At 43.6% G+C, this 12,199-nt stretch carries 9 protein-coding genes, 1 pseudogene and 1 riboswitch; of the genes and pseudogenes, 3 read left to right on the top strand and 7 right to left on the bottom strand.

From position 1 onward, the window contains the following. The first annotated feature begins 2 nt into the window (after positions 1-2). A complete protein-coding gene (locus FD38_RS03110) occupies positions 3-425 on the top strand; it encodes a MarR family winged helix-turn-helix transcriptional regulator (protein ID WP_057731020.1) in 423 nt (140 codons plus the stop codon). Positions 426-550: 125 nt separating this feature from the next. After that, positions 551-1,993, top strand: coding sequence for an MDR family MFS transporter (locus FD38_RS03115; RefSeq protein ID WP_057731022.1), 1,443 nt, complete (start codon positions 551-553; stop codon positions 1,991-1,993). A 106-nt stretch (positions 1,994-2,099) separates the two neighbouring features. Here FD38_RS03115 and FD38_RS03120 read toward each other — a convergent pair whose 3' ends face one another. Further along, complete coding sequence (locus tag FD38_RS03120; protein ID WP_057731024.1) at positions 2,100-2,531, bottom strand: GtrA family protein; 432 nt, start codon at positions 2,529-2,531, stop codon at positions 2,100-2,102. A 354-nt stretch (positions 2,532-2,885) separates the two neighbouring features. Beyond that, entirely contained in the window at positions 2,886-3,425 is a 540-nt protein-coding gene (locus tag FD38_RS03125; protein WP_057731025.1) for a folate family ECF transporter S component, read from the bottom strand. A 33-nt stretch (positions 3,426-3,458) separates the two neighbouring features. Continuing rightward, a riboswitch (THF riboswitch) is annotated at positions 3,459-3,556 on the bottom strand. 299 nt (positions 3,557-3,855) lie between these two features. On the opposite strand from FD38_RS03125, the gene FD38_RS03130 reads away from it, so the two are divergent. Continuing rightward, positions 3,856-4,167, top strand: coding sequence for a type II toxin-antitoxin system RelB/DinJ family antitoxin (locus tag FD38_RS03130; protein ID WP_057731027.1), 312 nt, complete (start codon positions 3,856-3,858; stop codon positions 4,165-4,167). Between the two features lie 544 nt (positions 4,168-4,711). Here the strand turns inward: FD38_RS03130 and FD38_RS03135 are convergent. From FD38_RS03135 to FD38_RS03155, 5 genes and pseudogenes are all read right to left on the bottom strand, one after another. Continuing rightward, positions 4,712-5,116: a hypothetical protein gene (locus FD38_RS03135; RefSeq protein ID WP_057731028.1), complete on the bottom strand. Its 405-nt coding sequence runs from the start codon at positions 5,114-5,116 to the stop codon at positions 4,712-4,714. Positions 5,117-5,259: 143 nt separating this feature from the next. Further along, positions 5,260-7,152, bottom strand: coding sequence for an SNF2-related protein (locus tag FD38_RS03140; protein ID WP_057731030.1), 1,893 nt, complete (start codon positions 7,150-7,152; stop codon positions 5,260-5,262). Then, positions 7,133-8,425 (bottom strand): hypothetical protein, encoded by a 1,293-nt coding sequence (locus FD38_RS03145; RefSeq protein WP_057731032.1) that lies wholly within the window; start codon positions 8,423-8,425, stop codon positions 7,133-7,135. The genes FD38_RS03140 and FD38_RS03145 overlap by 20 nt, the downstream gene beginning before the upstream one ends. A gap of 1 nt (position 8,426) precedes the next feature. Continuing rightward, positions 8,427-11,402 (bottom strand): type III restriction-modification system endonuclease, encoded by a 2,976-nt coding sequence (locus FD38_RS03150; protein WP_057731034.1) that lies wholly within the window; start codon positions 11,400-11,402, stop codon positions 8,427-8,429. A 4-nt stretch (positions 11,403-11,406) separates the two neighbouring features. Next, positions 11,407-12,129, bottom strand: a pseudogene (locus tag FD38_RS03155) (site-specific DNA-methyltransferase); the annotation flags it as partial. Positions 12,130-12,199 lie beyond the last annotated feature (70 nt).

A 12,199-nucleotide genomic window follows, 5' to 3' on the forward strand; every position in this document is an offset into this window, starting at 1 on the left:
CCATGACTAACCCACAAGCACGACAATTAAGTAATCTCCTCCGCAAGATCACGATTGGTGAACAACACTTGGTTACCGAGCAGTCCAAAACTTTAGGGGTCACCGAACAACAGGCACGGACCCTGGGGGTCATCAACGCTCACCCGGGAATTATTCAGCGAGAACTGGCGGATCGGTTTAACCGCCGGGGGGCCAGCATTTCTAACATGCTCAAGAACTTAGAACACGACGGCTACGTGGAACGTCGGCGATCGCCGCAAAACGACCGCAATAAACAACTCTTTCTCACGGCCAAGGGGAAAGCCCTGGTCGCGGCGGTCAATCAAATTTTTGACACCACCGAAGCGGCCCTGATCAAGGACCTGACCCCCGCCGAAGTCCAAACGCTAATTACGACCCTACAAAAAATCCACCTTCCCGATTAACTGCCCCTCATCCGCCACGTGCGGATTTTTTTATTAGAATGATTGACAATTAGATATCTAACTATTAAACTAATGCCCTGTAAGTTAGATATCTAACATTAAATCATTTCGGAGGTTATTGCACCATGCAAACCAAAACTGTTCCAACTGAGAAACGCTTCTGGCTAGTCGCCATGGTGGTCTTGGGCGCGTTCGTCACCATGCTCAACCAAACCGTCTTAGCCGTGGCTCAGCCCCAACTGATGACGGCTTTAAACGTAAATACCACCACGGTCCAATGGCTGTCGACCGGTTACACGTTAATTGGTGGCATCCTGATTCCCGTCACGGCCTGGTTGGCTGATCGGTACCATACCAAGTGGCTCTACGTCACCTGCCAACTGATTTTCGTGATTGGGACCGGGATTGCCGCGACCGCCAACTCGTTTAGTATTCTGTTAGTGGGTCGCCTGATTCAAGCCGTTGGCGCCGGGGTCTTAAGCGGTCTGGCCATGGTCATTCTCTACTCCGTTTACGACCGGACCGAGCGGGGCGTTCCCACCGCCTTAATGGGCATGGTCTTTGGCCTCGCCCCCGCCATTGGGCCGACTTTAGGTGGTTACCTGGTCGATCAATTTGGTTGGCGGAGCATTTTTTACCTCGTTTTGCCCATCGCTTTGTTAACGTTGTTAGGCAGTCTGTTCTTCCTAAGTGACGTGGTCGCTCACCGGACGACGCCGTTAAATTGGCCGTCCGTTGGGCTATCCACCTTGGGCTTTGGGAGCCTGCTGTACGGGTTTTCCACCATCGGGACGGCCGGGTGGTGGGCCGTGAGCAGCACGTTACCAATTGGCATCGGCGGCCTTCTGGTGGCTTGGTTTTTGTACCGGCAAACCCAGTTACCGCACCCCGTTCTGCAAGTTCGGGTGTTTACTTCCTGGAACTTTAGTTTAAGTGCCATTCTCAGCGCCATTGCGCAAATTTGTATGGTCGCGATCGAATTCATTTTACCGCTTTACTTGCAAAACTTGCGGGGCCTGACCGCCATTCAATCCGGGTTGACCCTCTTACCCGGAGCCCTCGTGATGTTTGTTCTCGGGCCCGTTGTCGGTCAACTGATGGCTAAAAATAAGGGCCGCCAAATGGTCCTGGTGGGCACCGTCACGATGACCGTGGCCACCATTTGCCTGAGTCTCATCTCGTTGACCACCCCGATTTGGCTAATTGTCTTCATCTACGCGTTGCGAAACATCGGCCTCTCCTTTGTGATGATGCCGGCCGGAACCATTGGCATGAATGCGTTATCGCAAGAACTCATTAGCCACGGTAGCTCGGGCAACAACATGGTGCGCCAAGTGGGAGCCGCCATGGGGACCTCCTTACTGATCTCGGTGTTACAAAACGTCGCCACCAGTCACGCCCCCGCGGCCCAGCTCTTAAAAACTAACCGTGCGCTGTATGCCACCCAGATGCACACCGCCTTTTTGACCGGGATTCAAACGACCCTCTGGTTAACGGTCGGTATTAGTCTATTGGGCATCGTTACCGCCGCACTGCTCAAAAACGATACCGAACGTGTCACGCCTTAAGCATCATTAAAAGCCGCTTCTCCATTGGGGGAAGCGGCTTTTGGTCACCGTCATTGGTAGTTCTGCGGCGTCCGGCCTGGCTGTAGGTCGGATAACGATTCATCGTTTAATTTTTCGCAGCCGCCTTGGTCTTACGAAAGACGAACCACTTGCTGAAGAAGTAGTTGGCTAGGACCACGACCACTTGATCCACCAACTTCGTCAACATTTCGTTTTGCATGAGTAAGGATACCCCGATCCACATGATACCTTCGTCCATCACCAGGGTCAGTGCCCGCACGGAGAAGAACGACACGATTTCGCGCCCCAACGCGCGCAAGGTGGTGAAGTGGGAATGAAAGACCCAGACCCGGTTGGTCAGGTAGGCAAATAACACGGAGACGAACCAGGCGACGGCCGTCCCGATTTGGTAGTTCCAGTGCCATAAGCTGGCCGTCATGAAGAAGACCACGAGGTTGACTAACGTGGTCAGGCCCCCGAAGACCAGGTAGGCGATAACGTCCTTATATTGGGCATACAGTTGTGCTAAGCGTTTCATGGTTGTGTCTCCCCCTGAACATAAAATCCGGTCATCCGTTTTCCTAGTCCGTTATACCCAACTCTCGCCAGAAGTACAAGCCAAGGCGCTGGGATACTAGAAAAACTTAAAGGTTGGATAGGCCACTGACCTACCACTGATACTTACCAGTGTAGCATACGCTGCTCTTGGGTGGGCCGACCTTAGTGACTTGGTTAGGTGTTGTGGCCAGTTTGGGGATGTGGCGGGAGTGGTGGTCAGGTTGTTTGATTTAAGTTAAAGTAATTTTATTAATCTTTAAGTGTGTCCCCACGCCATTAAAAAAGCCGTGATGGCCACCCTTTTTCGGTAGCCCATCACGGCGCAAGACATTAATTAAGCTTTCGTTTTTAACCGGTGTTCCAGGTTTTGAATCACATGACTCTTCAACACCACGTACAATAGCACGATTTGAATCGGCGTGGTCACGGCCTCTTTCATTAAACGCACGGGTAAAATGCCCCACAGTGGCGTGTGGTACATGATGACCAGCCACTCGGAATTTAACCCGATGTTGACCAGCACGACCACCAGCAGTTGTGCCACGATAATGCGCCACCACGTGATTGGCTGCCGGTAGAAGAACAGCGCGTAGATCAGCGAACCCACGATGGCCGAGATGGTAAACCCGACGAAATACGGACCCCCGGTCATCAGCGTGCCCACGATATCGACTAACGCCGCCGTCATCATTCCCCACCACGGGCCAAACCACTTGGCCAGTAGCGCGGCCACCAGGAAGGTGAAACTCAAACGCATAAACTGGTTACTGATGGTAAAGCGGCTGACCACCAGCTGCACCGCCATCAATAAGCCCATCGTGACCATACTCAACGTGTCCAGCTTCGGGAGCTGGGTTCTTGCCATTGTCTTCATTTCAGACATCTCCTAAGGGAGTTGCCACATCACTGCGGCCAATGCGGCAATAAGATCGCGGACCACGTGTCCTTCGTCCGGTGTTCACATTGCGTTCCACCAGCACTTAACGCCCTATTGCCTACTCCGTAAATTTTAATTACGAAGACAAGCATACCATATTCTGGCGGGATTACCAGCCCAATTGCATATTTAAATTATTATAACGGCGCGTTTTCACGCTAGTTTCATTTTGCACAATGTAAAACGATTTAGGAGTGGCGTTCTGGACTGGAGGCGTCCCAGAACGCCGCTTTTTGCTCAAAATTTCCGGGTTACCGCCAGAACTATCGGCGTCAAGCTTGATTCGTTTGAGCGTTTGAATGTCGTGTAAAAATCCTCGAAACAGCCTACAACGGGACTACTAAGCAACCAGAAAGGAATACCTGCCATGTCAACTAACCGTCCCCATGAGTCAGCAACTAAACCCCAAAAGATTCAAGTCACTGTCGAACGGTCTTTGGCCGATAAAACTGAGGCGATTTTCAGTCAATTAGGACTGTCCCCGTCAACCGCCATCACCATGTTTCTCAAACAAGTCGCCGCTACCGGCAGCATCCCCTTCCCCGTCACGTTGACCGAACGGCAGAAGGCTGCGTTGAACCTCCAAGCGGCCCTCAAGCAAGCTGACCGTCCAGTCAACGACCTGAGTACACCGGAGGGCTACCAACGTTGGGAAGAGGACGCAAATGATGACTATTGAACCGAAGGACATTGTTTATGTGTCACGCTAGTTTCACCTCCCATTCAGCCAAACCAGATGGTCAGCAGCTTGAAACTTGATTGACTCAAGAGATCTTCGATTGGGCCCGCAAACAGGATTTGGGAGAGTTGCGTTTGGCCGTTGTAAACGAATCAGATTCTAAAACACAAGACGTTTACGCCGCCCTATATCACCGCTGGCCAAAAACAAGATGTCTTGATTCAACAAAAGGATTTTATTCGTTGACGGTTCAGCTATGAAGACCTGATTAAAGAAAACGAAACGCTGCAAGCTCAACTGAATAGGTTCGGGGTAAGGCCCTAGCAAATTTAAAATCGCAGCTTGACCTCGCTGGTGGCTGGGAATAGGTCATGACCGAAAATCAAGCTTACCAAATTTAATACCTAGCGTTGGCAAACGTGAAGACAAAAAAGTTTATCATTTGGCCGAACAACGAATCAAAAAGTTGCCATCCGAAAAACGAAACTAAACTAGCGAAAATGGGCTCCCAGTTAAGGGGGCCCATTTTTTAAAATTATTTTATTTAGTATTGATGATGACCGGGTTTGAAACGGGTATAGTTAACGGCCGCGCCGCCTAACTCTACAAAAAGTACTTTATGTTTCTTACCGTTGATTTTATGAGACTTGATTTTTAATAAGGGCGCATCCCTCTTACCAATTGCATAACCTCGGTTACCCATCTTTCTAACCATCACTTGGGAACCCGTTTGGTTATTAGCTGTAAAACCCTTAAGCGAAAATTTCATGGCATGCTTGGTGATTTTTAGTTTATCAACCTTATGTAACCCCGCATAATAGTGATACCAAGTTCCCCGTAAGGAACTGGGGATGGTTCGTGACGCCGCTTGAGCAGGCGTTATTGACCCTATGGATAAGACCGACAAGATGGTGATAAAGACTAAGGCTAATTTCAATGATTTACGCATAATTTTCCCCTTTGAAATCAATGATTAAATGCCCGACATAAGTTTGCCGTTAAAGTACCGAACAAAAGTCACATGATTCCCATATAGATGATATTTAGCAAGCTTAATAGACGGCACTGTATAGCATCCGTAATCTCTAACCCCTATTTATATCTTCCCATAACAATATCCTTAACTTCTTGCAGATAATCATCAGTATATTCAGGAACCAGCAGCTGACCATCTATCGCATCAAGCATCACTTTTTCTTTATCCTTTAGCTTTTTGTAAACCGCACTATCAATGAAACCCATATGAGCAACGTCGCCCTTAGTCATCAAATAGTAATATCTGGTGTATTGGTCTGCTGGTAATCCCAAACGATTAATCCGATCTCGAGACTGCAGCATAAAGGTTAAGTTGAAGTTATATTCGAAGTAAACAGCATCATGTACGGTTTGATGCAACGAAATGGACTCGCCCAAAGTATTAGGATTCGAAACCAGCACTTGTGCATCGCCCGTTCGGAAGTTGTTAATCATTCCTTCCCGATTCTGTTTGGGTGTCGCACCGTAAACCAAGGTAGTTTTAATACCCATGTCATTAAGAGTATCAGTAATTCTTTGCATGGTACCAACAAACATCCCCCACACCAGGACTTTTTTACCTCGACTTACCAGTTTATCAATCAGGTCAATGCCCATTTCAAACTTAGGCGTCTCTATCTTAGCTAGATCATATTTCTTATAAGCTTCTCCGCTACTGGAATTCTCTTTTTCAACGGTGGCAGCTTGTTTATCCCACACTCCAGAATCTGCATCCACCAGTCCGAGTTCTTTATAGTTGATGTTAGTACTTAGCAATTCCGGATTTGTCGAAGCTTGCAGTAGCCTAATAAAGGTCGCCAATGTTCCATTTTCATTTTCATAAATTGCCTGTGCTAACAGCTCCTGATTCTTTGATGGAGCTGTTTCTTTAATAATATCTGGATCTGGCTTTGGAACATGTAAATCCTGCTTGTTAGTCCGCCAGAAAAATGGCGATAACTTCTTGTTCACATCTTCTGGGCCAATATTATTAAGAGTGGTCAGATCCCAGGCAAAGAAAGAAGAGTATTCATCAGGATACATTAAATGCAAGAAATTATAAATATCTCTGAAACCATTTGGAATCGGTGTCCCAGTTAACACATACCGATAGTGTGGTGCTTGGCTGAGATTGAGAGCTGTTTTAGCTCGTTGGCCTCCGACGCCCTTGATCCGGTGAACTTCATCAAAGATCAGCATAGTTTTTGAATCCAACAAGTCATTAATAATATTCAACTTGCTCTGCAAGGCTTCATAATTAATTGTAATTACATCCGCTTGAACCCAGTCATGCTTAATGGCGCCAATATTATTGTTGTACTTTTTATCACGCATATTGAGATAATGGAGATCACGGTTTGATCCAAACACTTCTTGAAATTCCGTCCGCCAAGCCGTAAAAGCATTCAACGGAGAAACAACTAATAACTTATTAACTTCGTTAACCCTCGGACTAGATAAATAAGCAAACGTACCATATATCATGGCAGTTTTTCCCGCACCTGGTACTGAAAAGTTAGCGGCCCGCTTCATAACGGTCATAAAGAAGCTGGCTTTTTCTTGTTCAGGCTTCAATGGTCGGGTAATTTCTTGGCTAACAATTGCCTTAAAATTATCAAACTCTTTTTTCCAGCGAGGATCTCCATCTTTGATCGTTAACCCCGCTTGACCTTGCTCTTTAATGTAGTACTGGCGTTGCTGCACAAATTGATTAAATTTATTACTAGTTTGAACTTCAGGCAATCCTTTTCGTTGTAGTCGCCGATTAAGTTTTTTAACTAACTCCAGCAACTGAACATAAGTCAGTTTTTCCTTAAAAGTACGTTGCTTAGGATCTTCAAAATATGGAGCAAAGATAGCTAATCCACGTTGTGCAACCTTGGCTTCCAGTGTATGGTGACTATCATCAAGCAGTTGAAATAGACCAGCATCATTCTTGACAATGATTGGACTATCTGATTTCATCCCCATACTTGCTGAACAACTCCTTACTTAATTGACTTAAATTTCGCATATATTTTTGTAACTCTTTTAATTGGTCTTCACTGACTTCGTTATAACGCAGGCTCCCGATCAATCCACCATCTTCGTTTAAGTCATGATAGTATTTAACACTTTGCTTAATGTTTCGGATAAATTTATCTACAGATTCACTATTTCGAGCATTTCGCATATAAGTGTCATATGTATCGCCAAATGCTTCAATAGTCTCGTTTTCATCCGTCAAACTCTGCATCAAGTCGGAAGTAGTCTGTATTTCATCATCTTGAAGTGATTCTGATAGGTCATCAACCATGTCTGCTACATCGTCATTGAAATCTTCATTGTCAATGCTGTTGACAATATTGCTACTGTATTCACGAACATGAGTCCTAGCTGTGTTCCCACTCACTCCGACATGAATTTGGTAAAGAATAACCCCAAAGAACGAGCTCATGGTCTCGTTCTTTCTAACCTGCGATTCCGGATCATCGCCAAAATTTTTGGATAACGATTTACCCATTACATAGAAAAGCGACCAAACCTTGCTTTCCTTGATAATATTGAAATTATTCTCAGGGGCACCAATAAACCCCAGAAACTTTTTCATATACACCGCACCGTCATAATATTTTTTCACTTCAGTGGGACGCATGTGTGAATCAGCTGCGTAGTCCGCCTGAGTCATAATTGGATCATTATCACCGGTAGTTTGGTAAATATCAACAGCTAGATCAACTGGATCATAATTTTGTCGTTCTTCAACACCCATCTGAATGGCTAATTCTAACTGCTTGATTTTAGCCCGTTCGGTGGTGTTGTCATATGAAAATGGTAAAACAACGGCTTCAAAATAAACCGTCCTACCATTCGTTTGATGGATATTTCGTAAAGCAGTGAAACGTCGATTACCATCAACAATTCGACCATCATCAAGGACATAACCATACACTTGTTGACCAGATTTTTGAATCGATTTTTCCGTTCGCTTCAATGCAGTCGAATTATCCCGTTCAATTAGTTTAGCGACAAAAGTGTTATACCGTGGGTCTTCTTGGTCATTTACGGGATACAATTCATCACGATACTGTGAAATACCAGTCGCAATCCGCCCATTTTTGTCATTGTAATAAAGATATTCAAGTGGAATTTTGTAAACATGAAGCGTCTCTGAGCTTACCCCATCAACTTTAATTGGCAGTTTAGGTTTAGCACCTGTCTTCTCCAACTTTCCCTCTTTAGCTAATTTAATTAACGACAACATTCTAATTCAGCTCCCCATTTCCCAATTTATTAATCAAATCATGTACCTCTTGTTCGCTCGTGGCCATACGATAATAAACATTCGATTCCTTCAACTGATTAAAGTACTTTTGCTGAATAATATGGATTTCTTCATCACCCAAACGCATGTTTTCTGCCTTAGTTTCAATAACCAAGTAGATTGGCTTTTTACCGTGTTCAATCTTAAAAATAAAGTCCGGTGTGGTTGTGCCATTATCAAAGCGTGGAATCTTGATAGCCTTCTTAGGAAGCTTTCCAAACACACTAATCTTAGGACCATACGATCGATTCAAAATTTTTAATTCTGGATCGACACTATCGTAGCGCAGTGGTGGTCGATCATATAAATATTTCTCATCAGAAGTTGAATTTGATTGATAAACCCCTAATATACTAGCTGGTACTGAATCCACAAATTCTTGTCTTTTAGCATTGTAGATTGAAGTTGAGGCTGAAAAGTCTAATGGTTCGTAGCTATATGAAGTCTTAATCCGTTCATTGAACTGGTTATTAAAGGTTCGGATCAAATTACCGAGAGTCTTTTCGTTAATATAATTAGTATTATTTCTTAACCTTCCAATCGACTTGATCATTAAGTTATTCAACAAGTTAACCGACAAGTCGGTTTGTTTAGCCAAAATTTTAAGAAACTTACCATAGTTCATAGTCAAATATTCAGTACTATAATCCGCTTGCGTCTCTTTTACAACAGCATCGCCACTAGCGGTATCAACCTCTTGGTGAACCATTTGAGGACGCTGCAAAACAAATACTTTACTGTCACTATCATTGAAAACATTCCGAGCAACGGTTTCAGCATCCTTGTTTACTGACGGATCAAACTTAATCATTTGGCGTTTAGCTAACTGTAACCACAAGTTCTTTAATTGTTGCCAGTTTTGTTTCCGTAACTTAACTACCGTATTATCTTTAGAACTCTTATCACGAACTCTACCCTCAACAACCTGGGTTTGTTGTTCAAGTTCTGGATAAAGTTGACACAAGGCATCATAGCCAGACATAACTTGACCATCCAGTTCGACATCCCGTTTGAACTTGTTAGAACGGGTAATGACGTTATGTTCATCAAGTTCATCAAGCAACTGATCTTCATCAAATTTAGGATCAATCTGTTGCTTAGCCTTAACAATTAACTTGATCATGTCATCAGTCAGTTCTTCTTGGTTTAACCGAATTGGCGAATCATCATTAATTTCACCAACTAATTTCTGGGCAAAATTCCGTTCGTCATAACCGATTAAGAAGGAAAGTCGACTTTGCCATTCATCTTGACTTAGACGGTGACCAGTTTCATCAACAGGCAAGCGCAGGCCTCGACCAACTTCTTGAATCTTGCTAATTTCCGAACCCGAAGTCCGCAACTTAGCAATCGTGAAGACATTAGGATTGTCCCAACCTTCGCGCAGTGTCCACTTGGAGAATAGAAAACGTCGTGTCAGCCAATTACCATCTTTATCTTTAAAACTGAGCAATTTTTCCTTATTACTTAAAATGTCTTCAACTTCAGCCTGAATATCTGCATCAGAGCTACCACGATCTTCACTGAAGTAACCCGCATATACATCCTGATGTTCTGACTGAAGACTTTGCAAGGTAGCTTGCAAGAATGAACGATACTCTTTTTCGCGGTCATCTATTGCTAATTCATAACGGTCAATTAACTTTTTCAATTTTTTAGTTAAAAGATCCTCAAAGTGCTGAACTAACCAACCTTTACCATTATCTTCACCTCGAAAACTGGAAATGCTATCAATGAAAAATAAAGATAACGTCTTAATTTTTGGCGCATTATCTCCTGAATTTAAGCGTAAAAAGTTCTCTTCTTCAGCTTTAAAGTGGCAATCCAGTGCCTGGGAGATAATTTCGTCTTGATAATTCTGGGCAAAGGTACCAGGGATTAGCTTCATATCCTTTGACAAAGCCAGTCCATTAGATAACTCACGATCCGTTCCACCAGCATAAGTAATGTCCCCTTCGAAACCAGAATCAATACCAGCAAGATTTTCACCAACGCTTAAAGAGTATATCTTCTTATTTTTAGAAAGAATCAGCTCTTTTGCCTTAGCTTGCTTAACCTTATACAAGTTATTTGCTTGTTCTTCCGACATATCTGGATAATCAATATCAATGCCTTTAACTAAGCCTTGGTTAAAGCTATCAACAGCATCGAGATTAAACTGTGGTTCACCACGGTAATAATCAGCTCCTGTAACTTTATTTTTGCCACGTCCCGTTGATGTTTCTGGGAAAGTAGCGCCAAATCGCACGATCAACTGTGGTTTCATTTCTTCGATGTCACTGTAATACCTTTTGCCTCTTGGAAAGCGTTGTGGTTCATCAATAATGACCACTGGCCGTGTAGCTGCAATAGCTTTGATCGGTGAAGTTTCCCCACCTAATAAAGTTTGATCATAGTCATCACGGTGCATCGACTTAGAGTGCAGCATCCCCTGGTTAACCAGCAATACTTCAATTTGATTAGCGTTTTGCCGCGTGGCTTCTACAAATTCAGACAATTGAGCTGGGAAGTTTCGTCGTCCTGAACGTGCACTAAAATCACCCGCATTAATGACGTTTAATTGAACTCGAGTATTTTCGTAGAATTCACTAAAGTGCTGCTTAGCGTAATCACTGGTAATAAAATTACGGGTACCTTCCTTAATACTAGGACTAGGAACGGCAATAACAAACTTAAACAGGCCATATTTTCGATGGAGTTCATACATCATCCGGGTATAAACGTAAGTCTTCCCGGTCCCTGTTTCCATCTTGATATCAATGTTAGCCTTGTCGTTGTAACGATACTCTATTAATGGATTGGCATAAATATAGTTGGCATTTGGATCATTGGTCATCTTGTCCATACCATAGAAGGCCTTATCAATAGCTGTTAAAGCATCCATTTGGTGTTGTAAAATTTCTAGTTTAATCTTCATGGCATTAGTACCTCTTGATCAAAGTAACTTTACTATCTAACTGCTTCAAGCCATTCTCTAATTCTCGCAGTTCAGCAACATTGAATGAATAGCCAAACAGTACCACATCCTGAAGATGGAGTTCGTTGGCCCCGAGCTGATTTAGTAATTGCTTAGTCTGAGTACTACTCCAGCCTTCATTGATAAGATAAAGGCGGTTATCTACCATATGAGCATAGTAATTACCAAATTGAATATTCTGGACATTAGCATCGAATGAATAGCCATCCTGAGCTAGCCAGGTTGTCAGAATCGTTTGTTCTCCAGAAGCATCTCCAGGAATATCTAATCTTTTGCTTGAGAATCCCTCCACCATATTGGTAAACAGGTTGGTATTATTGAGATCAAAATCATCAATATCTTCAAGAGTTTGCTTAACAGGCTTAACCACACGGTAATGTTTGAAACTACCATCGAAATCTTTAGGAAGCGTCAACTCATTATCTTCCTTAATTTTCTCAGCTGCACGAAGAATCCGTTCACGTGATATTTCATCAATTGACGTAAACCCTGCATCATATGCAGCTTTTGCGCCTTGCATGGGAACTACTTTGCCATTTTTTTCCTTATGAATAAGCTTTTCTGGTAGTTGTACCATGATAAAGTGCCGATTTGCCCCATCTTCAGCATTTAATTGCAGTACTGCATCGGCAGTTGTTGAAGAACCTGCAAAAAAATCTAATATTATTTCTGAGTCTTTTGAAGCCTGAATTATTCATACCTTCCAAAAAAGTCGTCAGTTTTCATGTTTTTCAAAA

This window comes from Levilactobacillus zymae DSM 19395, assembly GCF_001434115.1.
Lineage (GTDB): Bacteria > Bacillota > Bacilli > Lactobacillales > Lactobacillaceae > Levilactobacillus > Levilactobacillus zymae.

Excerpts from the sequence above, each read along its gene's own strand:
- FD38_RS03110 (WP_057731020.1), top strand. The coding sequence starts at position 3 with ATGACTAACCCACAAGCACGACAATTAAGTAATCTCCTCCGCAAGATC.
- FD38_RS03115 (WP_057731022.1), top strand. The coding sequence starts at position 551 with ATGCAAACCAAAACTGTTCCAACTGAGAAACGCTTCTGGCTAGTCGCC.
- FD38_RS03120 (WP_057731024.1), bottom strand. The coding sequence starts at position 2,531 with ATGAAACGCTTAGCACAACTGTATGCCCAATATAAGGACGTTATCGCC.
- FD38_RS03125 (WP_057731025.1), bottom strand. The coding sequence starts at position 3,425 with ATGAAGACAATGGCAAGAACCCAGCTCCCGAAGCTGGACACGTTGAGT.
- FD38_RS03130 (WP_057731027.1), top strand. The coding sequence starts at position 3,856 with ATGTCAACTAACCGTCCCCATGAGTCAGCAACTAAACCCCAAAAGATT.
- FD38_RS03135 (WP_057731028.1), bottom strand. The coding sequence starts at position 5,116 with ATGCGTAAATCATTGAAATTAGCCTTAGTCTTTATCACCATCTTGTCG.
- FD38_RS03140 (WP_057731030.1), bottom strand. The coding sequence starts at position 7,152 with ATGGGGATGAAATCAGATAGTCCAATCATTGTCAAGAATGATGCTGGT.
- FD38_RS03145 (WP_057731032.1), bottom strand. The coding sequence starts at position 8,425 with ATGTTGTCGTTAATTAAATTAGCTAAAGAGGGAAAGTTGGAGAAGACA.
- FD38_RS03150 (WP_057731034.1), bottom strand. The coding sequence starts at position 11,402 with ATGAAGATTAAACTAGAAATTTTACAACACCAAATGGATGCTTTAACA.